Genomic DNA, 26,526 nt, shown 5'->3' with positions numbered 1-26,526 from the left:
TGATGCCAATCGCGCTGCACTTGCACCTCATCGATACCCCTCAGTTTTGATTTTCTCAGGGCGTCCCGCCGTAACGAGAGCAATGTTATTCGCCGATACTGCATCTCTATTCGGGTCGAAATAGTGAGAGTGAGCATCAAGTGAAGCTCCATCCGAACCAAGCAACTGAGGCCCGTCGTCAACCTCAAAGCGGCGCGCCCCAAAGGATCTACTTGCAGGGTCCCGACCGAACCAGAGGTCATCATCCCCCTGGTCCGCAACCTCACCGAGAAGATGCACCCCGACAGGTCCTGTAGCAGCAAAGGCAGCAGCACCTAGCGCGCTCTGCTGTTTTGACGGCAGCTTGGTCACTACATCGTTCTCCGCCGCACCAACGAAGACATGGTCTTTACCCACTCCGAGATCCTCTGCGTGATCTACACCGACCCCGGGGCTGCCCACCAGAACGATGTCATCCACCCCTGGGATACCCCCACCGTGCTGCGTGGCGGCCCCTACCGTTCGAGAGCCATACGAGTGACCAATCGCAGTCATATGGGGATCACTATTTTGATTCGTGGCCGACAAACCCCCCATGAACTGATGAAAGGAGCTGCCGCCTCTCTCGGCACGCTCATCCCCCATAACATCAAGTCCGTCCAAACCATCTGGTGACTGAGGCGCATCGTATCCGAGCCACACAATGGCAGCACTCGACGGATCATAATATCGAGCACCAATAGCCGTGTCGCGCGCCCGCTTCAGGTCACCTTCCGCAAACTCTTTATCGAGCGAGGTATTCAACCCCGGAACGTATGTGGCAACGTTCCTTGCCGTGTCTGGGTTACCGAACGAAACAACCGCCCGCCCGTTCCCCTCGTCCCCGATGCCCAGCAAGTACATGGGCGGCTCGCCGGCCCGGCGCCCCGCCTGCAACTGCCGATCAATCTCCCGCAGCCCCGCCAACTGCGTCTCCGCCCTCTCCCCGCCCTGCCCCTCCAGCTTGCCGATCAGCAACTGCAGGTTGTCGCGGTTCGCCGTGTCGCGGACCAGGGCCGGGATGCCGTCCAGGTTGCCGATCTGGTCCGGGTACACCGCGAGGTACTCCTCGCGCTGTTCGTCCGTCAGGCCCGCCCACCACTCCCGCCGCTCCGCCGGACTCGCCTCGTGCGGGATGGCCGACTTCAGGTACCCCCACGCCGCCTCCCGGACATCCGCAGCGTCCCCCGCCGCGTCCGTCCAGGTGCGGTCTGGGACCGTCAGGCCCTCCTCGGCCTTCAGCTTCCGCAGGATCCTGGCGAACCGCCAGTCGGTCTCGGCCGCCGTACGCACGGCCTTCGTCACCCGGTCCGCGATGTCCTGCGCCTTGGCCGCATTGGGGTTCGGGGCCACCAGACCCGACGGGGGCAGCAACCCCGGCCTCCCTCTCACCGCCGCCGTCCCGCCCGCCAACGGCTTCCCGTCGACCAGGCCCTCCCCCGCCTCCGGATACGTCACCGACCCGTCCGCGTGGACCGTGAACCCCAGCGCCTGCGCATCCTCCAACGCCTCCCGCAACGCCCGCTGCTGGGCCTTCATCTCGTGCGCGAGGCTGTTCAGCGTCGTACGCACGAGACCGCACTCCGTGTACACGTACTGCAGGTTCCGGCTCATCTGCCGCAACCTGCGCACGGCCGCGTCCGCTGCCGCGCCCTGCTGGGTCTCCCGCAGACCGTTCAGCAGCTGCTTCTCGATCCGGTCCCGCCCGGCGTCGGCCCGATTGCTCGCCGTGCCCCAGCCGTCGGCCGCACCCTCCAGCTCGGCGCACTTCAGGTCCCGTAACTGGGCCCAGGTCAGCCTGGAAGCTCCCGCCGTCATCGTTCCACCCCGTGCGTCCGCCTCGCCACGGGTGCGAAGGACGACTTCACGGTCTCGTTCGTCTCCCCCTGCGCCCGGGCGACCGCCCGGAGGCTGCCCGCCAGGGACCCGCACTCACGGCGCGCGGTTTCGAAGCGCCGCTCCCACGACTCGCGTACGGAACCGAGCTCGGCCAGCGCGTTCAGGCCGACGGTGCCCGCGAGCAAGCCTTCGTGCGCGGTTGCCAGTTCCGTACGCACCGGTCCGAGGTGCACCCCCATCCCCTCCGCGCCCCCGGCAGCGCGCAGCCACACCCCGTCGCTGTGCCTCAACCCGTCCCCGCCGGCGGGTCCGCCCCCGCCACCCGCCAGATCGCTCAGCCTCTGCCGCACACCGCTCACCGCTTGCCCCGTTCCTTGATCGTGGAGCGGCACTGTGCCAAACCCGACGGCCCCGACACGCCGCGCACCCCGACGCCCGGAAGCGGCCCGGCCCCCCGCTCCCCGGGCCTCCCAACGCATCACCTCCGGACCGAGATCACCCGAACGGTGGACCGGCGATGGACCGGCCCCTACGCCCCGTACGCCCTCGGGTCCTCCGTCGCGAGCCGGTGCACCGCGGCGGCCGCGCGATCCTCCGGCGGGGTGCCGGCCTCCGACATGCCCCCCATGGAGTACGCCGGTGAGCCGTCCTCCCCCGCGTACCGCAGGCACAACACCGTCCGGTCCGGGTCCCTGAAATCCGTACCGGCCCAGTTGCGTTCCGCGCCCCAGCGGGTGAGCAGCTCCGGCCGGTCCCGCGCACGCCCCGACGGATCACACCGGGGCCGCCCTCGCCCCACCGCGCATCCGCTGCGTGCGGCACCCACAAAGGGGTGCGCCCGCTCCCCGCAGCCGCGACACGGGGAGAATGCGCCCCCATGAGCCATTCGCAACCCTCCCCCACCCCATGGCACCGGCCCATGGTCGCCCGCCTGTCCCACGAGGAGCACCGCACCGCGACCATGCTGGAGCTGTTCTTCGACCTCTGCTTCGTCACGGCGGTGGCCCAGGCTGCGACGGCGTTCGAGCACGAACTCGCGGAGGGGCACATCGGTCACGGCGTCCTCGGCTACGCGATGGTGTTCTTCGCGATCTGGTGGGCCTGGATGAACTTCACCTGGTTCGCCTCCGCCTACGACACCGACGACGTGCCCTACCGGTTGCTCACCCTCGTCCAGATCACCGGCGCCCTCGTCCTCGCCGCCGGGGCGTCGGAGGCTCTGCAGCACGAGGACTTCACGGTCATCACCTGGGGCTACGTGATCATGCGGCTCGCGATGGTCACCCAGTGGCTGCGGGCGGCCCGGTCCGACCCCGAGCGGCGCACCACCTGTCGGCGTTACGCCGGGGGGATCTTCGTCGTGCAGGTCGGCTGGGTCCTACGCCTGACACTGCCCGAGGACACCGGACTCGCCACCTTCGCCGTCCTGGTCCTCGCCGAGATCGCCGTTCCCGCCTGGGCGGAACGCTCGGCCACCACCACCTGGCACCCCCACCACATCGCCGAGCGGTACGGCCTGTTCACCCTGATCGTGCTGGGCGAGTCCATCACCGCCGCCACCGGAGCCGTACACGCCGCACTCGACTCCCACGCGGCACTCGGCGACCTCGCCACCCTGGTCGTCGGGGGCATCCTGACCGTCTTCGCCCTGTGGTGGCTCTACTTCGCACGGAGTGCGAGCGTGCACGACCGGCTGACCAGCCTGCGCATGGCACTGCTGTGGGGGTACGGCCACTACCTGGTCTTCGCGTCCGCGGCGGCCGTCGGAGCCGGCCTCGCGGTCAACGTGGCCCACACGACCGGGCACGGCCATCTCTCCGACCGGGCCGCAGCGGCGTCCTACACCATCCCGGTCGCCGTCTTCGTGGCCCTCGTCTGGCTGCTGCACCACCGCACCGGCGGGCTGCGCCGGGCAGCCGACGCACTCCACCCCCTCGCGGTCGTCGCCGTCCTGGCCGCCACGTTCGGGCCCTCCCCGGTCCTGGTCACGGGCATCATCACGGCGCTCCTCATCGCCGCGACGCTGGTCCTGTCCGCACGAGGGGGCGCACACGTGAACACGGGCGAGGGCCCGGACGAGGACGCCCCCGAAGGCGCCGGAGGAACCCCGCAGGCGCCGAGTCCCTGAGCCGGCGCGGGCCCGCCGAACACCGCCGTGCCCAGCTTCGCTCAGCGCGTGCGGCGGCCCCTCAGCGCGTGCTGCGGGCCGCCGCCGGCTGCCCCGGCAGCAGGATCCCCTGTGCCTGGGCGGCCTTCCCCGGGCGCAGGGTCCACGGCACGGGAGAGGTCTCGGCCAGCCATCCGTCGGCGAGGATCCCGCTCACCACGAGGCCGCGCAGCGAGCGTGACAGCTTCTTCCAGCCCAGCCCCTTGCACAACTGCCCGTACGAAGGGCCATGGCCGTGCTCCGCGCGGAAGGCCACGGTGAACTCGGCCGCCTCCCGGCCGCACTCCGGATGCGCTTGCCTCCACGTGCTGTAGTCGCCCGCCGCAGGCCGGGGCGCGGGGACGGGGGAGGGTGCGGACATGAACGCCTTGGCGACCCGCCCGAAGGAGCCGCGGCACAGGGCGCACTGCTCCACGGCCTCCACGTGCCGCAGCAGCGCAGGGCTGACACCGGACTTCCACTCCGCCCACTGTGCGGGTGTGATCTCCACGAGTTCGGCGGCGGCCGCCGCCTCCCGTGCCGCCCTGCGCGCCGCCTCCTCGGCCGCGAGCTCCGCGACCTCCTCCGGGGTGCGGAACATCCCGGCGAGGTGGCGCACCGCCGGGCCGAGCCGGTACGTCCGCCCGGACACCTCGGCCAGGAACCCCTTCTCCAGGAGGACGGGCACGGCCGGGTAGCAGGCGACGGGCAGCTCGTCGGGTGCCTCGCCGACGAGTTCGTCGGTGCAGTACGCCGCCAGGAACAGCGCGGCCAGCCGTGCGGCCGGCGAGGCCTTCTTCACGGGTTTGGCGATGCGCGTACGCATGGCCCATCCCGAGACCTTCGACCGGGTGCCCTTGCCCAGGGGCATCGCATGGTCCGGCCCGGGCGCCATCTCCGGCACGATGATCCCGGCCGGCGTGTCCGGATCCCCGTCGAGCAGTGAGCCGGGCACCTGCCATCCGGCGGCGGCCAGTTCGCCGACAGCCTGCTGCGGATCGTCCAGTCGCAGGGACCGCAGGTCGGTGCCCGTGAGGTTCCCGACCCCGGCCCGCGCGGCCCGGATCGCCACCACGACGGCGAGGAGTTGCGCGTCGACGGTGGTCAGCGGCAGACGGACCACGTACGAGAGGAGTTCGCGCGCCGCTTCCCCCTGCCGGGGCGTCAGCAGAAACGGCGGGGGCGCGGGAGGCGGAGGCGGCGCGGCAGCGGTCTCGGCCGAAAAGGCAGGCTTGGGCACATCACATCTAACGGTGATCACACCGCGAAAGTCACGCGTGACGTGGGGCACACCGCACACCCGAGCCCGCCGCGTTGTCCGGCACGGTATCGACTGATTCGTACGGCGTCAGCGGAACAGCGAAGTCCCCACCGGAAGGGTGGGGCCGGTGGGACCTGCCGCCTTCCGGGGGAGGCGTCAGCAGGACGTCAGGGAGGCGTTAGCAGAACATGAGCGGCGGGCGGGAAGGTTCAAGTGCCAGGTCAGGAGGGGGAGCGGTTCGCCGCAAGTTCCGGGCCTCGGCTGCATCGCCACACTCGACCGCCACACACTCGGGGAATTCACATGCGTACGATCCACTCCCGCAAGCGCACCGCCGCCTTCGGCGCCGCCGTGACCGCCGTACTCGCCCTGGCCCTGACCGCCTGCGGTGGGGACGGCGGCGGCACGAAGTCGGCCGGACCTGCGGACAGCTCCTCCGCCGGTGCCGCCTCGGCGGGCTCCTCGCAGCCTGCCGGTTCCGGCGAGGACACGGGCACCCCGACCACGGGCGGCTCGGCCAAGACGGTCACGTCCGGCACGAGCACGTCCAAGGGCGGAACTTCCAAGTCCGGCACGGCCACCGGCGGCGACACCAGCGACGGTTACGCCTACGAGCACCCGTGCCGGAGCGAGGACCTGTCGGTGCGGGTGTACGCACGTGAGGGCTCGGCCACCCAGCACGTGATCGAGGTCAACAACACCGGCGCGAACGCCTGCGGCCTGAGCTACTTCCCGCGCGTCAGCCTGGGCAGCGAGAGCGCCAAGGACCACAGCGGCGACATCAGGCCGCTGATCCCGAGCGGCCTGGGTGGCGCCCCCGCCTACCCGGTCAAGCCGAAGAACGCCGCCATCGCGGTGATCGACCTCAACCCGAGCGGTGCGAGCGGGGCCCTGACCTGGATCAACGAGCTGAACGTGCTGGCCGACGGCGACCACATACCCAATGCGGAGCAGCTCAACTTCCCGCTCGGCCCCGACGTGAAGGTCCTCGACCCGAAGCTGGGCCTGTACCGCGGCACGATCGCCGAGGCCGTGAACTCCATGAAGCAGGCGGACTCGAAGTCCTGACCCCCGCCCCACCCTCCCGAGCCTCCTGACGGCCACCACGGCCCGTCAGGAGGCTTCGTCGGCGCCTCAACTCACCCGGCCTGCTTCGGCTGCGTGAAGCGGATGCGGTTGCCGAACGGGTCACGGAGGCCGCAGTCCGTCCCGTACGGACGCTCGGTGGGCTCCTCGGTGAACTCGACGCCCTGGGCGAGCAGCGTCTCGTACGTCTTGCGGCAGTCGTCCGTGGTGAGGATGACCCAGCCGCCGATCGCCCCCTTCGTCACCAGGTCGCGGACCTGCGCCGCCGTCTCCTCGGACATCGCCGGGGAGCCCGGCTTCTCCAGGAGGATCTGGCGTTCGGGATGGCCCGGGACACTGACGGCCAGCCAGCGCATGAACCCCAGGTCGACGTCGGCCGCCACCTCCAGCCCGAGCTTGCCGACGTAGAAGTCGAGGGCCTCGTCCTGGTCGAGGACGTACATCTGCGAGTGCGTGATTGCGTTGAACATGACGTTCACGCTACGGAAGAAGCCGCGCGAAAACTTATCCAGAACTGCTCGATCGGCATGAGGTCCCGAAGCCGGACCGGGGGCGGCCTCGGCATGCGGCAGACAGGTCGCGGCTCGGGGTACGCGGCATACCGACGGCGTGGGAACCCCGGCCACGAGGACCTACTTGGATACGACCCGGCCCACCGCTGCGGGGCCGGTCGTCAGGGCCTCGGACGTGGTCCGCCACGCCGGATCGCCGGGGTGGAGCCGGGTCCGGAGGTAGGCCGCGGTGAGCCCGGCCACGGCCGCTACGCGCGCGGGGCTCTCGTCGGTGGTCTCGGCGGCGTCGTATCCGGCGATCCCCCCGAGCCCGTGTTCCGCGTCGAACAGGGTGAGCAGCGCCTTGGGGCCGGGGGCGAGGGTGTAGGGGTCGGCGTGCCACTCCGGGCCCATGTCCGTGAAGTGCCGCGAGTCGTCCTTGTCCCCGGCAACGACCAGAGCGGGTGCGGCCATGGTGGAGAAGTCGATGCCCCCGATGACCGGCCACTGCCCGGCCACGGGCCCGTTGTAGACCTCGCCGCCCCGGCCGGGCGCGGCGAGCAGGACGCCGGCCTTGATCCGGGGCTCGACGAGGCGCACCACGGTCCCGGTGTCGGGGTCGGTGAGCCCGGCACCCAGCAGGAGGGCGGCGGTGAAGCCGCCGAGCGAGTGTCCGGCGACGGAGACCTTGCTGTGGTCGATCCTCCCGGCGAGCTGCGGCACGGCGTTCTCGATCACGTCGAGCCGGTCGAGGATGTGCGTCATGTCCTCGGCGCGGGAGCGCCAGAAGTCCGGGGCTCCGGGGGCGTCGGCGACCAGGTGGCTCAGTGTCGCGGAGGTGAGATGGGTGGGCTGGACGACGACGAATCCGTGTGCGGCCCAGAAGTTGGCGAGCGGCGCGTAGCCGTTGAGCGAGGAGAGGTTGTTCGAGGGGCCGTGGCCGTGGGAGAGGAGGAGGACCGGGAGCGCGGTTCCGGTCGCGGGCGCCGAGACGCGCACCTGGAGGTCCACGGGGCGGCCGGGCACGTCGAGGACGACGGGGCTGAAGGACAGGACCGGGGCGGGCGCGCCCAGGGCCTCGGAGACGACGGCGGCGGTGGATGTGGAGGTGGATGTGCTCACGGTGCGGGTCCCTTCGGTGGCACCTGCCGCTCTCGGGTCTCCTGCGACCGGCGGCGGGCAAGGTGGTCAGGGGCGTCCCGCATCGTCCGACCTGAAAGCGGAACGCCGCTCCACTTAGTATCCGGAACATCGTTCCGCTTTGTCAACCGACGAGGGCAGCGGGCGGATGAGGACCACTGACGAACCTTCGGGGGACGTCGTCGGCACCCCGTGGCAAACGGGTCGACGCCAGGCGGAACCAACACACCGCGCCCTTGGCAGCCGCAGAGGTGTTCTGTTCGTCACCTCCGGCGTGGCCTCGCCGATCCGCCGGATCGCGGCAACCTCGGCATCGGACACGACGACAACGCCCGCTACGACCCCCGGCGCCTGATCGCCCTGCTCGTCCAGGGCGTGCGGCAACCTGACACTCCCGGCGCCCGGGAAGTCCCGCCCATCTGGGCGGCCCCAGCTTCCTCTCCGCCGGGCGCCCCTGCGGCCGTTCAGGTGCCCGGTCGCATCCACGCCATCGTGAAGCACGTCGGAACACCCGTAGCCACCACTTCCTTCCGGTACGCCCTCGGCGACCGGCCGACGATCTCCCGGAAGGTCCGGCTGAACGTCCCCGCGCTGCCGAAGCCGACCTCGAAGCAGATGTCCGTCACGCTGCGGTCGGTCTCCCGCAGCAGGAACATCGCGCGCTCGACCCGGCGCCGCTGCAGGTAGCGGTGCGGCGTCTCACCGAACGTGGCCCGGAAGGTGCGCGAGAAGTGCGCCTCGGACACGTGGGCGAGCCGGGCGAGGGCCGGTACGTCGAGTGGCTGGGCGTAAGCCCGGTCCATCGCGTCCCGGGCCCGTAGCATGCGACGGTTCGACTCCTCCGAGGCGCGGCTCATCCCACCGCCCCGGCAGCGGCCGCACCGTGCCGCGAGAGGCCCTCCTCCGCTTCGGCCATCACACCCCCACCCACCAGGAAACCGACACCGCCGCCCCGCACGGTCACGATAGGCCGCCCCTGCGACAGTCCGGCTCGGCGACGCACTCCACCCAGAGCAGCTTGCCGCCCTGCCCGGGGAGACCGCCGCGCATCGGGTAGGCGCCCCAGCTCTCCGCGTAGAGCGTGACGAGGTACAGCCCGCGCCCACGCTCGGTGAGTTCCCCGGGAGGCTCTGCGTTCCAGCGGAAGGGGGCCGGAATGTGCGGCTCGGTGTCCCAGACGCCCAGCCGGATCCGACTGCGTCCGGCGTCGCGCATGCGCAGGGAGAACGGCCCCGAGGAGTGCTGGTAGGCGTTGGTGACGAGCTCGCTCGCCAACAGTTCGGCGGTCTCGGTCAGTTCCGACATGCCGTGAGCACGGAGCACGTTACGCAGGGTGGCACGGGCGACCCCGGGAGCCCGGGGATCCTGCGGGAGTTGGAGGGTGTACGTCCAGGGCGGCGCTACGGTGGCCGTGGGCATGGAGTTCTCCGATCACGAGGGACGGAAGGCGTCGATGAGGTGTCCTGCGGGGCCCGGTGACGGAACTCATCCACAGGGTTGCTCAGGACCTGTGAAAGGAACCGCGATGTCCCCGCACACCTGGCAGAAGTCTTCGTACTGCGCGCAGGGCGAAGCCTGCGTTCACGTCGGCACCGACCGACGCGGATCGATAGGCCTCACCGAATCGGGCGACCCCACCGGCGCAATACTCCGGACCACCCCCGCCGCCCTCCACGCCCTCCTGCGCACGCTCAAGGAGGAGCGCCCCCGTGGCTGACGACGCCCTCGCCTGGACCCGCGCCGCCCCCGAGGACGAGACCGGCCCCGGCCCCTGGATCGAGATCGCCTTCGGCGAGGCGGACGACCTCGTCCACCTCCGCGAGACCAGCGACCCCGGGAACGTCGTCACGACCACCCGCGACAAGTGGGAGGCTTTCGCGAAAGGCGTCCGGGCCGGCGAGTTCGACCACTTCGCCGAGCCCGCCGGCTGACGACGCACCCACATCGCGCTCAGCTCGCGGGACCCCCTCTCCGTGTCGCGAAACCCGACACGCAGGGGCCTGCCGGCGCGGGTACGCAGCGACGTGGGTGAAAGCGTGAAGGAGGTGCCGTGGACTGGTCGACGGGGCTGCTCGGCCTCGCTGCCGGGTTCCTGATCTCAGTGGTCACGGCACCCGCCGGCGTCTCGGGCGCGGTCTTCCTGCTGCCCGTCCAGGTCAGTCTCCTCGGGGTGCCCAGCCCGGCCGTGACGCCGACGAACCTGCTGTACAACGTCGTGGCCGGCCCGGGCGCACTCCTTCGGTACCACCGGGCGGGACGCCTCGGCGGGCCACTCACCCGCCTGCTCGTCGCGGGCACCGTGCCCGGTGTCGTCGTCGGCGCTGCGATCCGCGTCTTCGCGGTTCCCGGCCCGGGCGTCTTCCGCCTCCTCGTCGCCGCGCTGCTGCTCCCACTCGGACTCTGGCTCGGCTTCCGGACCTTCCGCCCGGTACGAGCCCGCCCCGTCCACCCGCCTTCGCCGCGCGGGACGAAAACGCTGGCCCTGGCCGTCGGCGTCGTGGGCGGCGTCTACGGGATCGGCGGCGGCTCGCTGCTCGGCCCGATCCTCGTGGGCCGCGGAACCCCGGTCGCCGCCGTCGCACCGGCAGCGCTCGCCTCCACCTTCGTGACCTCCGTCGTCGGCGCGGCCGTCTACGCGCTGCTCTCCCTCGCCGTGACCGGCGACGTCGCTCCCGACTGGCTTCTGGGGCTGTCCTGCGGAGCCGGAGGACTCATCGGCGGCTACCTCGGGGCCCGCCTCCAGCCTCACCTGCCCGAGACCGCCCTACGGCTCCTGCTCGGCACCCTCGCGGCGGGCGTCGGCACGCTCTACGCCGTACAGATCCTGCGCTGACCGCCCTCGCCACCTGATACCCCCGAGGCCTTGGCACGAGGCACCGGGACGGGCCAGGCCACCACGGCGAACCAGCCGAGGACCTGTCCGCCGTCGTCCGCGTCGGCATGCGAGGGGGATGAAGCCTTCTCCCCCGGACGGCGGAGACACGGGAGGCCTCGGCTCCTCCCCGTATGCGCACCGAACTCGCCCCGTGGGCCGACGAGATGGGCCGACGTGCGCGAAAGGCTGACGTCATGCGACCGACCGCGCACGCGCCCTCCCCGACCACCGCGCCCCCAGCTCCGCGTTGGGCCGTGCGCGCCGCGCACCTCGCCACCCTCGTCGTCCTGCCGACCGGCCTCTGGCGCATCGCGCTCGTCCTCGGCTTCCCGGCCGGCTACACGGCCGAGGGGTTCGCGGACTTCGAGGCCCCGGGTGCCAAGGCATGGATGCTGTTCCTGAGCGTGGCCACCGAATCACTGGCCCTCCTGACCATCGGCCTGGTGCGCCCGTGGGGCGAGGTGCTGCCGCGCTGGATCCCGCGGATGGGCGGGCGCACGGTCCCTCCCCTGGCCGCCACCGTGGCGGCGATCCTCGGAGCCGTCTGCCTCACCGCCCTGTGGACACCGTTGGCGTGGTGGTGGACCTTCCCCCACGCGGGCATGACACACACCGGCCACATCGTCGTGGGCCTGCTGTACCTGCCGCTCGTCCTCTGGGGCCCGCTGGTGGGCGCGGTCGCCGTGTCCTACTACCGCCGGTGCACGGGGCGGCCCGTGCTCGCCCGGCAGGAGACGCGGCAGAGGTGAGGGGGAACGTTCCGGCGGGAGCGTCTCGTTACGTCTGCGGCCGTACACATCGCCCGAGCCGAGGAGCAACGTGCCCGACCCCACCCCCGTCACCTCCGCCCTCCCCGCACTCCCGCCCCTGAGCGCACAGGCCGAGACGTTGCTCGCGCTCGAGGTGCACAAGATCGCCGACCTCTCGGCCGACGAGATCCGCGACTTCGCCGAGGCGGCCGAGACCGGAGCCGGCGGCGGTCTGCTCGCCGTCCACCCGGACCGGGTCCCCGCGTCCGCCCTCGCGCCCCTGCTCCGCCGCGACGACAAGCCCGGCTTCGTCGTCGTCGACATGCCCGACGTCGACCTCTTCACCCCGCTCGACACGGTCGCGGTGCCCGACGCACCGCTCTACGTCCTCGGCGGCGTCGACCGCGGCGACCACATGGCCAACTGGAGCCCGGACGAGGCGCTTCCCGCCCTCACCGCGCAAGGCCGCACTCCGCTGCTGCTCACGGAGGGCATCCACTGGGTGCTGCAGCAGCCCGCCGCCCTGGAGCGCAACCACTGCTTCATGACCATCGGCTCCCGGCTGCGCAAGGCCGGCGGCACCCTGGACGCCCGTACCCCGGCGCTGTGGATCAGCAACGGCACCGGGCGCGACGGCCGGGAGCGGCGCAACGCCCCGAAGGCGGGCTGGTGCTGGGCGGGTAACCGGCACACCTGGCTGGGATTCGGCTCCACGACGGGCCGCCACCTCCCGGACGCATAGGAGTGCGGCCGACCAGTCGGGTGTCACACCCCCTGGATACGCTCATCGCATGCCTGCCTTCCGCGACTTCAACTTCAAGCTGCTCGTCATCGAGAAGCTCATGTACGAGGACGAGACCCTCACCCCTGCGTTCCGCATCGCGGACTGTCTGAAGGCGAAGGGAATCGACGACCCACAGGACTACGCGTACGAGAACGACCTCACCCACACCGTGCTCGCCGAGGCCCGCGCCCACTTCGAGGCGCTGGAGATAAGCACGGAGCTGCTCGCGACGGTCGAGACGCTCGACCTCGACGGGGGGCTCGAGGTGTACCAGGAGTGCTCCCCGGTCTGGGACGGCGAGGACGACCTCTTCGACGTGGGTTCGCTCGACGACCTCGACCTGTTGCCCAACCTCCGGCTGATCTCGGGCGTCGACAACTGCGGCATGGGTGCCGCGTTCGACGTCGACGTGCTGACAGCGCGAGGGATCGCCGTCGACTGATCCGGCCGGCAGGCCTCGGCCTGTACGTGCGTCCTCCTACTCATGCCGGGCACTGCCCGGGCCCTGGAGACTCATGCCATGCCCCTCACCACCCACCTCGGGACCCGCCTCGGCCGGCCGGCCGCAGCAGTTGTCCTCCTGGCCCTCACCGTGACCGCGTGCGGTAGCGAACACCCCGGGCAGCAACAGGCCCGATCGGCCGACCCGCGCCCGTCGTTCACCCCCAGGCCCAAGTGCGCCCAGCCCACCGGGGCCCCTACGAAGCAGACTCCCTCTCCCGCACCCACGGCGGACGCCACCGGAATGCCGCACGAGGCGCACGTGGGAAACAGCGAGGACCGGCCGCCCAACTACGCCGGCAATCACGCCTACCGCATGTCGGGCGACCTCAGCCCCGACCGGCGCGCCAAGGGCGAGGCATCGGCAGAACGCATCCGGTACGAGCTGGAGAAGGCCCAGGAAGAGGGCGACGTCAGCGAGAAGCGGATCACGGCGGCACTGGCACACCTCGGCTGCGGAAAGCAGCACGGCCTCTACATCGGCAACGGCAACGGCTTCTACAGCGTTCACACAGGAGACGTGTGCGTCTCCGGACACGTGACGAAGGAGGAGCTGACCATGCAGGTGCATGGCGCCTATGCCGAACCGGAGCCGGGAACGGGACCGTGCGTGGAGAGCAGGGGTGGCCACTGACAAGGTGGCCGGGCACGTGTTCCGGGCCCTTTCCGCGGGCATGATCAATTGCATGAAAACGGGCAAGAGGGACGTCGACGGCAACGGCGCGAGAACCAGGACCGAGACGGGGACGGACGGTGCGAGAGCCGCCGCACGCAACAGCGTGAGCACCGGCCTCCGCGATGAACCAGGGCAGATCCTCCACTGGAACTTCTTCATAGGCGGCCACCTGAGCGCCTCCGTCCCCGTGCGTCTCGTCGAACGCACACCCGAGGGCCAGCTCGTCTGGATGGAGACGCGCACCCCGATGTGGTGCACGGCCCTGCCACGCGGCACCACCCACCTGCGCGACATCGCCCCGCACGAGCGCCCCGCCGAGGGCTACCCCGTGATCGCCGGCCGGTGGCCGATGGGCAGCGCCCTCTTCTACCAGCCGACGGGCGCCGCGCACTCCGTCCTATGGCTGTTCGGCCGCAGACAGAAGTTCCGCGGCTGGTACGTCAACCTGGAGCGCCGGGTCCACCACGGCGACGACATCGACATCGCCGACCACGAACTCGACATCAACGTGGCGCCGGACCGGACCTGGCAGTGGAAGGACGAGGAGTCCTTCGCCGAGAAGACCGGCCATCCCGCGTACTGGACCGCGGAGGAGGCCAAGGCCATCAGGACCGAGGGAGACAGGGTGGCCCGGCTCGCCGAGGCCGGAACGTTTCCCTTCGACGGGTCCTGGTGCGATTTCCGGCCGCCACCGGCCTGGCGGACCCCACCCAGACCGGCGGTCCCCCGCCATCCGCTCCTGTGACGGCAGCCAGCCCGACCTCCTCCCCTCACCTCTGATGGGTGCGCTTCGGCCCTCCCCACAGGTCTCGGCCAGGGTGGCGCGATGGCGATCATTGCCCGGCGTCACCCTCCGTGATACACAGAGTAACCAGGCACAAATCGCTCACACACCGATTCGATCCGCAGGTCAGGGCGGCCGGGCCGGTCATATGTACGAGATCCGGGTAAAGAGAGCCGCCAAGTCGTCGTACGGGAGCAGTTTCATCAGCGAAGATAGAGGGTGACCCGTGCCATGCGGCACGGGTACCGAACTACCCAACAGGGGCGGTGACTTACATGATCCTGGCAGCTGAGAAGGGCGACATCACCACCATCATCGGCGGAATCGCCCCGAACTGGGGGCCGTTCGGCACCCTGGGCAACGAGGCCCGCGTGATGATCGAGGTCGTGATGGCGATCGCGATCCTGCTCTGCCTCGGCATCGCGGTCTGGGGCGCGGCAAAACAGCGCATCGGCGCGACGGCCCTGCGCGACACGTTCAGCGCGGAACAGGGCAAGGGGCTGATCGTCGCGGGCCTGACCGGTGTGTTCATCATCGGATCACTGGGAACCGTGTTCACCATCGTCTACGGGATGGCCGTCTAGCCGGCCGCCGGACCGCACCCGGGGCAGTCCCGCCCACCCCTCACCATCCGTCCGTCGTGCCCACCGGCAGAGGTTGCGTCTCCCTGATGTCGAGTCACCACACCGCGTCCACGCGGGAAGCAGCACGGCTACCGTCGTACAGAGACACGGTTCAGGCAACGGTTGAGGGGGCGTACGCAGCATGAGTCACGACGACGGCTACGGCAACGACTCGGGGCGTACGGGCGACGGCTACAGCACCATCGGGGGCACACGCCAGACCCGCACCCGCCTCCCCGACGGCGAGGGCGGCGACGGCTACTCCCCCCGCCGCCCGGCCCGCAATTCGCGTTCACTGGTGACGGTCGTGGGCGTGATCGTCCTGCTGCTCGCCGCGATCGCGTTCGCCAACATGGGCGGGGGCGACGGGAACGGCGGGGACGCCGCGTCGGGGAGCGACGGCAAGAAGGCGGAGGCCACGTCGACGTCGGCCACGGGGACGAAGCCGGTGACGGGGAAGAACGGCGAGATCGCTTCCGGGTTCGCACATGACCAGCAGGGAGCGGAGAGCGCGGCGGCGAACTACTCCGTGGCGCTCGGTTCCGCCGAAATGTTCGATAAAACCAAGCGCGATGAGATCCTCAGCGCAGTGATTGCGCCGTCTGCTGTAAACGGGTTCCGCAGAACTCTCGATCAGGCTTACTCCGCAACCCTTTTCAAAAACCTTGGTCTCAACGAAGACGGCTCCACGCCAACCGGATTCAACTTCATCTCGCGCACCACTCCCATCGGTACCAAGATGACGAAGACCAGCGGCGACCAGGCCACCGTCGAGGTCTGGTGCACGGGACTGATCGGGCTGGCCGGCGAAGGGTCCACTAAGCCCGTTACAGATGGATGGTTCACCATCACCATGGAGCTCCAGTGGATCAACGACGACTGGAAGGCCGTTACTCACTCCCAGAAGGACGGTCCTGCTCCCGTAGGCAGCGACACAAGGGCCTCCAGCGCCGATGAGATCGCCGGGGCCGTCAATGGGTTCGGGGGGTTCACTTATGCCCGGTAAGTCGTACCGTCGAACGAGTTCCATTGCCGCGCTGGCCTCGGCGATGCAGGTGTCCGCCATCCTCCTCGCAACGCGTGTCGCCGCCGCGCCAACACCAAGCCCAAGCCCAAGCAGCAACAACGCTTGCGACCTTATCCATGGCCCCGCCAAGGACTACTGCGAAGGCGACCCCGCCCCCAAGTCCAACGCCCCCGACAGCGTCGACCCCGCCCTGGACCCCCTCACCTCCCTCGGCCGCGGCTGCGCCGACGCCGCGGCATGGATCGTGGGCAAGCTCAGCGAGGCCGTCAAGAGCACCGCCAACGTCGACTTCACCAACACCCGCTTCCTCCAGCAGTACGCGATCGTCTTCGCCGCCTCCACCGTGCTGACGCTCGTCCTGTGGCTGCTCGCCGTCGCCAAGCGCGCCATCCGCGGCGTGCCGCTCACCACCGCGATCTCCGAGGCCATCGGGTTCCTGTGGCTCACCGTTCTCGCGTCCGCTTTCACGCCGCTGATCCTGTACACGATCGTCTCCGCCACCGACGGCGTCACCGAGGTCATCTCCTCGTCCTCCGGCGGGCAGACGGACGTCTTCTTCGGGTCGTTCGCCGACGCGCTCAAGAAGGACGCCGACATCGGCGGCGGACCGATCATGCTGATCGTCGTCTCGCTCGTGTCGATCCTCGCCGCGGGCATCCTGTGGCTGGAGCTCGTGATCCGCGCCGCCCTGCTCTACGTCGGCGCCCTGCTCGGAACCGCCGTGTACGCGGGGCTCGTCGACAAGAACATGTGGGGACACGTACGCCGCTGGGCGGGCATCATGATCGCCGTGATCATGGTGAAGCCCGTCATCGTCATCGTGCTCGGGCTGGCCGGCGCGCTGTCCTCGGACGACGGGCCGGACGCGTTCTCCGCCGTCGTGTCGGGGCTGGCGATCATCCTGCTGGCGATCTTCGCCTCCGGCATGATCTACCGCTTCGTGCCCGGCTTCGGCGACGAGATCCAGGGCGCCCGCACCAACCGCAAGCAGGCCACCGACGGCTCCCAGGCCGCGGCCATGATCAGCTCGCCCGCCGCTCTCGTCTCGCAGGGCATCAAGACCCACAGCAGCCGCGGCGGCGGCCAGGACGGCGGCGGCAACAGCGGCGGCGGACGGCCCTCCAACCCGGTCAGCGGCGGAGTCGCCGCACACAGCTCCCGCAACTCCGGGAGCGGGGTCGGCGGCGGATCTGTCCCCTCCGCCGCACCTCCGCCCCGCAGCGGTTCGGGCCCCACGTCCGGCACCCCGCACGGCAGTCGGGGATCACGCGGCGGATCCGGCGGAACAGGCAGTTCAGGTAACAAGAGCACAGGAGGTGGCGGGCGTTGAGCACCCAGACGCATCCGATCGCGCCCCGCCGTACGTATCTCATCGGCCGCGCCCGGCCGAACGCGATCGTCGGCAAGAACCGCGAGACGGGCGAGATCGCCCTGATCATCGGCGGCGCGTTCCTCGGCATGATGAGCGGGCTGCTCGTCCCGGTCCTGTCCCTGCGCATCGTGCTGCTCACCGGCTTCCCGCTGCTCGCCCTGGCGATCGTCTACGTCCCGTACAAGCACCGGACCTTCTACAAGTGGTTCGAGATCAACCGCAGCTTCAAACGCTCCCTGCGCCGCGGCACGTCCTACCGCTCCTCCGCCATGGAGGCGGGCGTCAGCGCCGACGGGCGTGAGGTCGAGATCGGGCCGCCCCCCGGCATCGGACGGATCAACTGGCTGGCCGCCCCCTTCGGGCCGGACGAGATCGCCGTCCTGCTGCACGCCGACCGCCGCACCGTCACCGCGGCCATCGAGATCGAGGGGCCCGGCGTCGGGCTGCGCGACAGCGAGGACCAGGAAGCGCTCGTCGACCGGTTCGGCACCCTGCTCAAGCACGTCGCCAACGGCGACGGCTTCGTGACCCGCATCCAGATGCTGGCCCGCACCCTGCCCGCCGACCCCGACGCCCACGCCAAGGACGTCGCCCAGCGCGGCGACAAGGCCTCCCCCGGCTGGCTGCAGGAGTCGTACGAGCAGCTCCAGTCCATGGTCTCCACCTCCAGCGAGCAGCACCGCGCCTACCTCGTCGCCTGCATGCACTTCACCCGCGAGCTCGCCGCCGAGGCCAACGCCATGGCCCGCGCCGCCCGCCCGCACGCCGGCCGCAAGCTCGACCGGGACGCCGGTCTCGCCGTCGTCATGGCGCGCGAGCTCACCGACATCTGCGCCCGCCTCGCCGAAGCCGACATCCGGGTCCGTCAGCCGCTCGGCCAGAGCCGGCTGGCCTCCCTGGTCCACTCCATGTACGACCCCGACCACCCCATCGACCACATCCAGGCCATGACGAAGCGCAACGCCTGGCCCGCCGAACTGGACGCGGTCGAGCCGACGTTCCTCCAGGCCAAGACCCGCGAGTCGTCCACCCGCGCCCCCTGGTGCCACTCCACGGCCTGGGTGAAGGAGTGGCCGATGACACCCGTCGGCGTCAACTTCCTCGCCCCGCTCCTCGTCCACACGCCCGACGTGATCCGTACGGTCGCCGTCACCATGGACCTCGAACCCACCGAGATCGCCATCGAGCGGATGCTCACCGAGAAGACCAACGACGAGGCAGAGGCCAGCCGCCAGGCCAAGATGAACCGCACCGTCGACCCTCGTGACATCGCCGCCCACGGCCGGCTCGACCAGCGGGGTGAAGATCTCGCGAGCGGCGCGGCCGGGGTGAACCTCGTGGGGTACATCACCGTGTCGTCGCGCTCGCCCGAATCCCTCGCCCGCGACAAGCGGACGATCCGGGCCTCCGCGGGCAAGTCGTATCTGAAGCTGGAGTGGTGCGACCGCGAGCACCACCGCGCCTTCGTGAACACCCTGCCGTTCGCCACCGGCATCCGCCGCTAGCCCACCAGCCCGCGACACCGAGAGGGAGGTCAGTCACGCCATGCGAGATCCGCTGTCCGCGTTGTCGGACGCCTTTACCGCCTTCCTCTTCGGAAAGGTGGAGACGACCCGGCTCCCCGTCCGCACCTCGACCGGACAGGCCCAGGCGGTCTACCTGCCCACCGCGGCCCCGGGCCTCGGCGACTCCGGCGTCATCATCGGCCGCGAGGTGTACTCCGGCAAGGGCTACATCTACGACCCCTTCCAGCTGTACGGGCAGCAGCTCCCCGCCCCGCACTGGCTGGTGCTCGGCGAGTCGGGCAACGGCAAGTCCGCGCTGGAGAAGACGTACGTGCTGCGCCAGCTCCGCTTCCGCGACCGCCAGGTCGTCGTCCTGGACGCCCAGGGCGAGGACGGCGTCGGCGAGTGGAACCTCATCGCGCAGGAACTCGGCCTCACCCCCATCCGCCTCGACCCCACCTCCGCGCTCAACGGCGGCATCCGTCTCAACCCGCTCGACCCCGCGATCACCACCACGGGGCAGCTCGCCCTGCTGCGCACCATCATCGAAGTCGCCATGGGCCACGGCCTCGACGAACGCTCCGGCTTCGCGCTCAAGGTCGCGCACGCCTATGTGAACGAGACGGCGACCGACCGCCAGCCCGTGCTGATGGACATCGTCGACCAGCTGCGCCACCCGGAACCGGAATCGGCCGAGGCGATGAACGTCGACATAGACGACGTTCGGGCCTGGGGCCTGGACGTCGCCCTCGTCCTGGACCGGCTCGTCGACGGTGACCTGCGCGGCATGTTCGACGGACCGACGTCCGTCGGCATCGACCTCGACGCCCCGCTGATCGTCTTCGACCTCTCGCACATCGACCGCAACTCGATCGCCATGCCGATCCTGATGGCGATCGTCGGCGTATGGCTGGAACACACCTGGATCAGGCCCGACCGGAAGAAGCGCATCTTCCTGGTCGAGGAGGCCTGGCACATCATCAACTCCCCCTTCGTCGCCCAGCTCTTCCAGCGCCTGCTGAAGTTCGGCCGTCGGCTCGGACTCTCGTTCGTCGCCGTCGTCCACCACCTCAGCGACGTGGTCGACGGGGCCGCGGCGAGGGAAGCGGCGGCCATCCTGAAAATGGCCTCGACGCGCACGATCTACGCCCAGAAGGCCGACGAGGCCAGAGCGACCGGCCGGGTGCTCGGACTGCCCCGATGGGCGGTCGAGATCATCCCCACGCTCACCCCCGGCATCGCGGTCTGGGACGTCAACGGCAACGTACAGGTCGTCAAACACCTGATCACCGAAGCCGAACGCCCGCTCGTCTTCACCGACCGCGCCATGACCGAGTCCTCGTCGGCCGACCTCCTCCCGGAGGACGTACGCGCCGCGGAACTGGAGGCGGAACAACGCGCGGCACGGATCGAGAACCAGCAACGGCTGAACGAGTCGTCCGAGTCAACGGTGGCATGACATGGCGGGTGGGCGCGGCGACGTACGCGAGGGCGGCGGTAACGGAAACGGCGGCGGCATCCCCGACGGGCTGCTGATCGGGCTGCTGCTCTTCCTGCTCGGGCTGACGCTGCTGGCCTGGACGGCCACCGGCCTGGCCGGTCTCCTCGCCCACGGCGGCTGGCCCGACGGCGTGACCCTCGCCGAGACGCCGCTGGCCATGCGCCGCCTGATCGAGGCCCCGCACGACCTGCCCGCCGCCTGGCCGGCCACCCCGGCCGGAGAGCTCTCCGGGTACGGACTGTTCTGGGGCCTGTTCATCGGCGAACTGATGGTGCTCGTCGTGCTGGCGGTGTTCCTGATGGGCGTGATCGCCCGATGGCGAGGCGTACGGGCCCGGCAGCGCGCCGAGCGGCTGGAACAGCGGAGCGAACCCCCGCAGGAGTACGCGCACGAGGAACCGGCCCCCCGCCAGGAACCCGCCACCACCCGGCCCGTCACCGAACGCGCCGCCCCGGCCGACGACACCCCGCCCCGTCTCCCCCGGCCCCTCTCCCGCCCGTCGTCCCCTCGCCCCGCACGCCCCTCGTCGTCTACGGCCCCGCCGCCACCCGCCGGCCCACCGCCGTCCAGGCCATCCGCGAGGCGGACGGGCCCGTGCTCGTCGTCACCTCCGACCCCAGCGTCTGGGCGGAGACGAAGGACGCCCGGGCCAAGCTCGGCCCGGTCCTCGTCTACGACCCCGGCCACCTCTGCGACACCCCGGCCCGGCTCCACTGGGCCCCCACCACCGGCTGCGAACAGCCCGACCGCGCGGCCGCCCGTTCCGCCGCGCTCCTCGCCCCCGTGCGACCGCAGTCCCGCATCGACGCGGCGACGGCCGACACCGCACAGACCCTCCTGCAGTGCTGGCTGCACGCCGCCGCGATCGACGGCCGCCCCTTCCGCCAGGTCCACCGCTGGGCCCTCGGCACGAGCGCGCATGAACCGGTGCGTCTGCTCCGTACCCACCCCAAGGCGGCCTCGGGGCTCGCCGGGCTCCTGGAGTCCGCACTCACCGCGCACCCCGAACGCCGCGAGATGGCACAGGAACTGACGGTACGGGCCTTCGGCGCCCTCTCCTCGGTCCACATCCGGGACGCCTGCACCCCGAACCGCACCGACGCCCTCGCACTGGATTCTTTCGTGGGCGAGGGGGGCAGCCTCTACGTGGTCGGTGAACCGATCGAGAACCCGCGCTCGGGTCCCGGGGCGATGCCCCTGCTCACCGCGCTCGCCGCAGACGTGGTCGAGCACGGCCGCCGCATGGCCGCACGGTCATCCGACGGCCGGCTCGACCCACCACTGACACTCGTCCTCGACGACATCGCAGCCGTGGCACCCCTGCCCCGGCTGCCGGAGCTCCTCTCCACCGGCGAGGAGCAAGGCCTGCCGACCATCGCGCTGCTCCGCTCCCGTGAACAGGCACGCGCCCGCTGGACCGAGCAGCTCCAAACCCCGACCACCCTCTGAGCCAGGGCTGCGGCCCCGTACGCCTCACCACCGCACCCGAAGCCGAGCCCCACAACACCGCCGATGCACGGGCCCGCGAGCCCAAGGTCCGGGCGGAAGTCCTACCCCGGCCGGCGCTTCACGACGGCCGCGACGTCCGCGACGGCCGCGGTGGCGAACCCGTCCACGGCTTCCGAGGCCGACGGTGCGTACATTCATCGAGCCCACGCGCCGCCATGACAGGCCCTAAGGACGCGCCACCGCGTACTCCACATCCCTGGTCGCCGGGTCACCCGGCATCGGCACGGAGCCCCCCGTCGGCAGGAACCCGATCCGCCGATAGAGCGCCTCCGCCCGCGGATTGTGCTCGTGGACATACAGCCGTACGCGCTCGATCAACGGCTCACCCAGCGACCACGCCCAGTCCGTCCCGGCCCGGAACAACTCCTCCGCCAAGCCCCTGCCGCGCGCCTCCGGCCGCACGAACACCCCGACCACATGGGCCTGGTGGACCGCCGCCACCTCACCGAACCGCACCTCGCCATCCGGCCGCTCGATCAACACGGTCACCGTGCCCGCCCAACTGCCGTCGGGCGCCTCGGCGACGAACTGCCGCGCCCCGCCGTCGCCCGCCTCGGACCCACCGACCGTCCGCTCCCGCCAGAAGTCGTCGGAACGCTCCACCGCCTGCTCGTACGTCTCCAGGAACGCCACCGGTGCCAGCGGATCCTGCAGGGCGGCCAGCCGAAGGTCCCTGACCAGTTGCCATTCCTCGGCGCGCACCGGGCGTATCACGTAGTCCATGCCCAGATCCTGACCTGCGGCCGACGACTGTGCAAACAGATACAGCCATGGCCCGGCGTCGTACCCCGGTACTACGCCCGCCGCCACATCCGGCCCCAGGTCCGACGCCCGGCCACCGCCCGCTCCGTAGCGTCGAGCACATGATCAGGGCATACGAACTCACCAAACGCTACGGCCACACCACCGTCGTCCAGGACCTCGACTTCACGATCCGCCCCGGCACCGTCACCGGCTTCCTCGGCCCGAACGGCGCCGGGAAGTCCACGACCATGCGCATGCTCCTCGGCCTGGACGCCCCCACCCGCGGCCGCTCCACGATCGGTGGACGCGCCTACACCACGCACAGCGCACCCCTCACCGAAGTCGGCGCCCTCCTGGAGGCCCGCTCCGTCCACCCCGGCCGGACCGCCTACCACCACCTCATGGCGCTCGCCCACACCCACGGCATCCCACGCGGCCGCGTCGAACACGTCCTCGAACTCGCCGGACTGACGGCGGTGGCCGGGAAACGCGTCAAGGGTTTCTCGCTCGGCATGGGCCAGCGCCTCGGCATCGCCGCCGCCCTGCTAGGCGATCCGGCCACCCTGATCCTGGACGAGCCGGTCAACGGCCTCGACCCGGAGGGCGTGCTCTGGATCCGTACCCTGCTCAAATCCCTCGCGGCCCAGGGCCGCACCGTCCTCGTCTCCTCACACCTGATGAGCGAGATGGCCCTCACCGCCGACCACCTGGTCATCATCGGACGCGGCCGGCTCCTCGCCGACACCACGGTCGCCGCATTCGTCGCCACCGCGGGCGGCAGCGCGGTCAAGGTCGTCACCCCACAGGCCTCCGCCCTGCGCGACATCCTGCGCGGCCCCGGCATCGACATCACCGCCGACGGCCCGGACCGACTGGAGATCCGCGGGACGGACTCCGCCCACATCGGACGGGTCGCCGCCACCCACTCCATCCCCCTGTACGAACTCATTCCGCTCGCCGCCTCACTGGAGCAGGCCTTCATGGACCTCACCCAGGAATCGGTCGAGTACCGCACCACCGCCCCCGAACCGACCGGAGCCCTCGCATGACCACCACGGCGCCCGCCCCGCACCCCTACCGCGTCACACCGGCCCGGGTGCTGCGCTCCGAATGGCACAAGCTCCGCACCCTGCGCTCCAGCTGGATCACCCTGGGCTCCGCCGCCGCCCTCGTCCTCGCCGTCGGCATCGTCATGGGCACCACCTATACCTCGGACGGCGGCGACTCGGACGTCGACACCGTCATCCTGGTCCTCTACGGCACCACACTCGGCACACTCTGCACAGTGGTGCTGGGCATCCTCGTCACCGCCGGCGAGTACTCCTCCGGCATGATCCGCGCCTCGCTCACCGCCGTCCCCCGACGACTGCCCGTCCTGTGGTCCAAGGCGGCCGTCTTCACCGCCACCGTCCTCGGCGTCATGCTGGCCACCTCACTGCTCACGTTCGTCGTCGCACAGCTCTTCCTCCAGGACACGGATCAGGCGGCCTCCCTCACCGACCCCGGCGTACTCCGGGCCGTGGCGGGCAACGCCGTCGGGGCCACCCTCCTCAGCCTCGTCGCCCTGGGACTCGGAGCCCTGCTCCGCTCCGTCCCGGGCGCGATCGGCGCCTTCATCGGCGGCGTCATGGTCCTGCCCGAAGTACTCACCATGCTCCCGTACGACGCGGTCGAAAACACCGTCCGCTACTTCCCCACGCAGGCAGCCGGCGTCCTGGGGTCCGCGACCCCCCTCCCCGACGCAGCCTCCCCGGGCCCAGCCCTGCTCGCCCTCCTGCTGTGGGCGGCGGCGACACTGATCGCGGCGGCCGCCCTGCTGCGACGCCGTGACGCATGACGCGAGCGGGACCCGGCGCGAGGATGGACGAGTGACGCAAGAGGACACACACCGGCCCGCGGGCCCCTTCCCGCTCACCGGGCACATTCAGCGCATGCTCCAACGCGTCCGTGCGTTCGACCGCCGCCACCCCCTCGCCTGGGACGGACTGCTCACCACGTTCTGGGTGCTGTTCGCCGTCCTCGACGTCTCCACCGGCGGCTGGCGCTCGGTCGCCCTCGCCCCGGACGTACCGGGGCCGCTGGTCCTGACGATGAGCGTGGCGTTCTCCGCCCCCCTGCTGTGGCGCCGCGGCCACCCGCTCGCCGTACTCCTCTTCATGGCGCCGTTCTCCCTGGTCAACGTGTGGACGGGGGCCGTCATCCAGGCCGCCTTCCTCCAGGAGATCGTCGTCTTCCACATCGCCCTCCGGCAGCCCGTGCGCACCCTGGCATGGTCGGGAGCCGTCGTACTCGCCCCGCTCGTCATCGGTGCGGGCCGATTCCCCGACAACTGGGACCGGCTCCTCGTCCCACACCTGTACGCCTTCGCGTTCGCAGCCCTCGTCGGGATCGTGGTGCGTACGCGCAAGGACTACACGGAGGCCCTCGTCGACCGCGCCAACCGGCTCGAGCTCGAACGCGACCAGCAGGCCCAACTGGCGGCGGCCGCCGAACGGACCCGGATCGCCAGGGAGATGCACGACATCATCGGCCACAACCTCTCCGTGATCACGGGCCTCGCGGACGGCGGCGCCTACGCCGCGGCCAAGAACCCCGAACGAGCCGCCCAGGCCCTGGACGCCATCGGCACCACCAGCCGCCAGGCCCTGGCCGAACTCCGCCGGCTCCTGGGCGTCCTGCGCGACCATCCCGACCGGGCCGACCGCACCCCGCAGCCCACACTCGACGACCTCGACGACCTGGTCGAGGTCGTACGCAGAGCAGGTCTCCCCGTGGACCTGCACCGTCGCGGCACACCACCGACCGTCCCGCCCACTCCCGGCCGGCAACTCACGGTGTACCGGGTGGTGCAGGAAGCGCTGACGAACACACTGAAGCACGCACTCACTATTCAATCTCTGGCAGCCGAAGTCACGTTGACGTACCGTCCGACGGGGCTCGAGGTCCTGATCACGGACAACGGCGGCACCCCCCGCCCCACCGAGGAGCCGCCCGACGGCACCGGTCAGGGCATCAGAGGCATGCGCGAACGCGCCTCCCTGTACGACGGCACACTCGAAGCCGGCCGGCCGTCCACCGCCGCGGGCTGGCAGGTGCGGCTCCGACTCCCTCTGGAGGACTCACCCTCGTGACGACCGTGCTCATTGCCGACGACCAGCCGATGCAACGTTTCGGCTTCCGCATGCTGTTGGAGAGCCAGGACGACATGACGGTCGTCGGCGAGGCCGCCAACGGCCACGAAGCCCTCCAGCTCGTTGCCCACCACCAGCCGGATGTCGCCCTGATGGACATCCGCATGCCTCTGCTCGACGGAATCGAGGCGACCCGCCGCATCATCAGGACCGGCTCCCGCACCCGCGTCCTCATCGTCACCACGTTCGACCTGGACCGCTATGCGTACGACGGTCTCCGCGCCGGCGCCAGCGGATTCCTGATCAAGGACGCGTTGCCGGAAGAGCTCCTGTCCGGCATCCGGGCCGTATCCAGCGGCGACGCGGTAGTAGCCCCGAGCCTGACCCGCCGTCTCCTGGACGCGTACGTACAGCACTTGCCGGCCACTCCGGGCGGACCCGCGACCCCGGACGCACGGATCGAGAAACTCACCGATCGAGAACGGGAAATCCTCACCGTCATCGGCCGCGGCTGGACCAACTCGGAGATCGCCGAACGCCTCCACGTAGCCGAGTCGACGGTCAAGACCCATGTCTCGCGCATTCTCGCGAAGACCGGAGCGAGAGACCGCGTTCAAGCGGTGATCCTGGCGTACGACACCCACCTCGTCACCGCGGGCTGAGAGCTCTGTAAACGCAGAAAAGCCCCGTGCCACAAGGGCACGGGGCTTAACTATCAAAAGGAGTTCGGCGGCGTCCTACTCTCCCACAGGGTCCCCCCTGCA

At 70.6% G+C, this 26,526-nt stretch carries 27 protein-coding genes and 1 pseudogene; 20 read left to right on the top strand and 8 right to left on the bottom strand.

The genetic code is table 11. The features are described from left to right. Positions 1 to 27: 27 nt before the first annotated feature. On the bottom strand, positions 28 to 1,836 hold the full coding sequence (locus ABZ434_RS32685; protein WP_359144520.1) for an alpha/beta hydrolase: 1,809 nt from the start codon (positions 1,834 to 1,836) through the stop codon (positions 28 to 30). Further along, a complete protein-coding gene (locus ABZ434_RS32680; RefSeq protein WP_359144517.1) occupies positions 1,833 to 2,216 on the bottom strand; it encodes a hypothetical protein in 384 nt (127 codons plus the stop codon). Before ABZ434_RS32680 ends, ABZ434_RS32685 begins: the two co-directional genes overlap by 4 nt. Positions 2,217 to 2,734: 518 nt before the next feature. Here ABZ434_RS32680 and ABZ434_RS32675 point away from each other — a divergent pair. Then, positions 2,735 to 3,985, top strand: coding sequence for a low temperature requirement protein A (locus ABZ434_RS32675; RefSeq protein ID WP_359144514.1), 1,251 nt, complete (start codon positions 2,735 to 2,737; stop codon positions 3,983 to 3,985). 61 nt (positions 3,986 to 4,046) lie between these two features. Here the strand turns inward: ABZ434_RS32675 and ABZ434_RS32670 are convergent, their stop codons facing one another. Further along, positions 4,047 to 5,243: a hypothetical protein gene (locus ABZ434_RS32670; protein ID WP_359144511.1), complete on the bottom strand. Its 1,197-nt coding sequence runs from the start codon at positions 5,241 to 5,243 to the stop codon at positions 4,047 to 4,049. A gap of 324 nt (positions 5,244 to 5,567) precedes the next feature. Here ABZ434_RS32670 and ABZ434_RS32665 point away from each other — a divergent pair, with 324 nt between their 5' ends. Beyond that, the gene (locus ABZ434_RS32665; protein WP_359144508.1) at positions 5,568 to 6,332 is read left to right on the top strand and encodes a DUF4232 domain-containing protein; all 765 of its coding nucleotides are present in this window, start codon (positions 5,568 to 5,570) and stop codon (positions 6,330 to 6,332) included. Positions 6,333 to 6,403: 71 nt separating this feature from the next. Here ABZ434_RS32665 and ABZ434_RS32660 read toward each other — a convergent pair whose 3' ends face one another. From ABZ434_RS32660 to ABZ434_RS32645, 4 genes are all read right to left on the bottom strand, one after another. Next, positions 6,404 to 6,820 (bottom strand): VOC family protein, encoded by a 417-nt coding sequence (locus ABZ434_RS32660; RefSeq protein ID WP_359144505.1) that lies wholly within the window; start codon positions 6,818 to 6,820, stop codon positions 6,404 to 6,406. Between the two features lie 162 nt (positions 6,821 to 6,982). After that, complete coding sequence (locus tag ABZ434_RS32655; protein WP_359144502.1) at positions 6,983 to 7,963, bottom strand: chlorophyllase; 981 nt, start codon at positions 7,961 to 7,963, stop codon at positions 6,983 to 6,985. A gap of 482 nt (positions 7,964 to 8,445) precedes the next feature. Further along, positions 8,446 to 8,838 carry an AraC family transcriptional regulator gene (locus ABZ434_RS32650; RefSeq protein ID WP_359144499.1) on the bottom strand — a complete coding sequence of 131 codons (393 nt, stop codon included), beginning with the start codon at positions 8,836 to 8,838 and terminating at the stop codon, positions 8,446 to 8,448. 103 nt (positions 8,839 to 8,941) lie between these two features. Continuing rightward, a complete protein-coding gene (locus tag ABZ434_RS32645; RefSeq protein ID WP_359144496.1) occupies positions 8,942 to 9,400 on the bottom strand; it encodes an ATP-binding protein in 459 nt (152 codons plus the stop codon). A gap of 106 nt (positions 9,401 to 9,506) precedes the next feature. Between ABZ434_RS32645 and ABZ434_RS32640 the strand changes: the two genes are divergently transcribed. From ABZ434_RS32640 to ABZ434_RS32575, 14 genes and pseudogenes are all read left to right on the top strand, one after another. Then, complete coding sequence (locus ABZ434_RS32640) at positions 9,507 to 9,698, top strand: DUF397 domain-containing protein (RefSeq protein ID WP_359144493.1); 192 nt, start codon at positions 9,507 to 9,509, stop codon at positions 9,696 to 9,698. Continuing rightward, on the top strand, positions 9,691 to 9,912 hold the full coding sequence (locus ABZ434_RS32635; RefSeq protein ID WP_359144490.1) for a DUF397 domain-containing protein: 222 nt from the start codon (positions 9,691 to 9,693) through the stop codon (positions 9,910 to 9,912). The genes ABZ434_RS32640 and ABZ434_RS32635 overlap by 8 nt, the downstream gene beginning before the upstream one ends. Positions 9,913 to 10,031: 119 nt before the next feature. Continuing rightward, a complete protein-coding gene (locus ABZ434_RS32630; protein WP_359144487.1) occupies positions 10,032 to 10,814 on the top strand; it encodes a sulfite exporter TauE/SafE family protein in 783 nt (260 codons plus the stop codon). Between the two features lie 236 nt (positions 10,815 to 11,050). Beyond that, positions 11,051 to 11,605: a hypothetical protein gene (locus ABZ434_RS32625; protein WP_359144484.1), complete on the top strand. Its 555-nt coding sequence runs from the start codon at positions 11,051 to 11,053 to the stop codon at positions 11,603 to 11,605. A 70-nt stretch (positions 11,606 to 11,675) separates the two neighbouring features. After that, positions 11,676 to 12,347: a DUF5701 family protein gene (locus ABZ434_RS32620; RefSeq protein WP_359144481.1), complete on the top strand. Its 672-nt coding sequence runs from the start codon at positions 11,676 to 11,678 to the stop codon at positions 12,345 to 12,347. A 49-nt stretch (positions 12,348 to 12,396) separates the two neighbouring features. Next, positions 12,397 to 12,831, top strand: a complete 435-nt coding sequence (locus tag ABZ434_RS32615; protein ID WP_359144478.1) for a hypothetical protein — start codon at positions 12,397 to 12,399, stop codon at positions 12,829 to 12,831. A gap of 78 nt (positions 12,832 to 12,909) precedes the next feature. Continuing rightward, entirely contained in the window at positions 12,910 to 13,524 is a 615-nt protein-coding gene (locus ABZ434_RS32610) for a hypothetical protein (protein ID WP_359144475.1), read from the top strand. A gap of 52 nt (positions 13,525 to 13,576) precedes the next feature. Continuing rightward, positions 13,577 to 14,311 (top strand): DUF402 domain-containing protein, encoded by a 735-nt coding sequence (locus tag ABZ434_RS32605; protein WP_359144472.1) that lies wholly within the window; start codon positions 13,577 to 13,579, stop codon positions 14,309 to 14,311. A 314-nt stretch (positions 14,312 to 14,625) separates the two neighbouring features. Then, on the top strand, positions 14,626 to 14,934 hold the full coding sequence (locus ABZ434_RS32600; protein WP_072489575.1) for a hypothetical protein: 309 nt from the start codon (positions 14,626 to 14,628) through the stop codon (positions 14,932 to 14,934). 181 nt (positions 14,935 to 15,115) lie between these two features. Then, positions 15,116 to 15,979 carry a hypothetical protein gene (locus tag ABZ434_RS32595; RefSeq protein ID WP_359144469.1) on the top strand — a complete coding sequence of 288 codons (864 nt, stop codon included), beginning with the start codon at positions 15,116 to 15,118 and terminating at the stop codon, positions 15,977 to 15,979. A 43-nt stretch (positions 15,980 to 16,022) separates the two neighbouring features. After that, positions 16,023 to 17,330 carry a hypothetical protein gene (locus tag ABZ434_RS32590; RefSeq protein WP_359144579.1) on the top strand — a complete coding sequence of 436 codons (1,308 nt, stop codon included), beginning with the start codon at positions 16,023 to 16,025 and terminating at the stop codon, positions 17,328 to 17,330. Continuing rightward, entirely contained in the window at positions 17,327 to 18,877 is a 1,551-nt protein-coding gene (locus ABZ434_RS32585) for an SCO6880 family protein (protein ID WP_359144466.1), read from the top strand. Before ABZ434_RS32590 ends, ABZ434_RS32585 begins: the two co-directional genes overlap by 4 nt. A gap of 40 nt (positions 18,878 to 18,917) precedes the next feature. After that, positions 18,918 to 20,336: an ATP-binding protein gene (locus ABZ434_RS32580; protein WP_359144463.1), complete on the top strand. Its 1,419-nt coding sequence runs from the start codon at positions 18,918 to 18,920 to the stop codon at positions 20,334 to 20,336. A gap of 1 nt (position 20,337) precedes the next feature. Continuing rightward, positions 20,338 to 21,827, top strand: a pseudogene (locus ABZ434_RS32575) (type IV secretory system conjugative DNA transfer family protein). Between the two features lie 225 nt (positions 21,828 to 22,052). Here ABZ434_RS32575 and ABZ434_RS32570 read toward each other — a convergent pair. Then, entirely contained in the window at positions 22,053 to 22,610 is a 558-nt protein-coding gene (locus tag ABZ434_RS32570; protein ID WP_359144460.1) for a GNAT family N-acetyltransferase, read from the bottom strand. 140 nt (positions 22,611 to 22,750) lie between these two features. On the opposite strand from ABZ434_RS32570, the gene ABZ434_RS32565 reads away from it, so the two are divergent. The 4 genes from ABZ434_RS32565 to ABZ434_RS32550 are packed head-to-tail and all read left to right on the top strand — an operon-like array spanning position 22,751 to position 26,424. Next, the gene (locus ABZ434_RS32565; RefSeq protein ID WP_359144457.1) at positions 22,751 to 23,680 is read left to right on the top strand and encodes an ATP-binding cassette domain-containing protein; all 930 of its coding nucleotides are present in this window, start codon (positions 22,751 to 22,753) and stop codon (positions 23,678 to 23,680) included. Next, positions 23,677 to 24,468: an ABC transporter permease gene (locus tag ABZ434_RS32560; protein ID WP_359144454.1), complete on the top strand. Its 792-nt coding sequence runs from the start codon at positions 23,677 to 23,679 to the stop codon at positions 24,466 to 24,468. Before ABZ434_RS32565 ends, ABZ434_RS32560 begins: the two co-directional genes overlap by 4 nt. Positions 24,469 to 24,499: 31 nt before the next feature. Further along, positions 24,500 to 25,762 carry a histidine kinase gene (locus ABZ434_RS32555; RefSeq protein ID WP_359144451.1) on the top strand — a complete coding sequence of 421 codons (1,263 nt, stop codon included), beginning with the start codon at positions 24,500 to 24,502 and terminating at the stop codon, positions 25,760 to 25,762. Continuing rightward, positions 25,759 to 26,424 (top strand): response regulator transcription factor, encoded by a 666-nt coding sequence (locus ABZ434_RS32550; protein ID WP_359144448.1) that lies wholly within the window; start codon positions 25,759 to 25,761, stop codon positions 26,422 to 26,424. The genes ABZ434_RS32555 and ABZ434_RS32550 overlap by 4 nt, the downstream gene beginning before the upstream one ends. Positions 26,425 to 26,526: the final 102 nt, after the last annotated feature.

Source organism: Streptomyces sp. NPDC005761 (assembly GCF_040630635.1).
Classification (GTDB): domain Bacteria; phylum Actinomycetota; class Actinomycetes; order Streptomycetales; family Streptomycetaceae; genus Streptomyces.
Note: the sequence above shows the minus strand (reverse complement) of the source record. Positions and strands in the feature narration are given on the sequence as shown.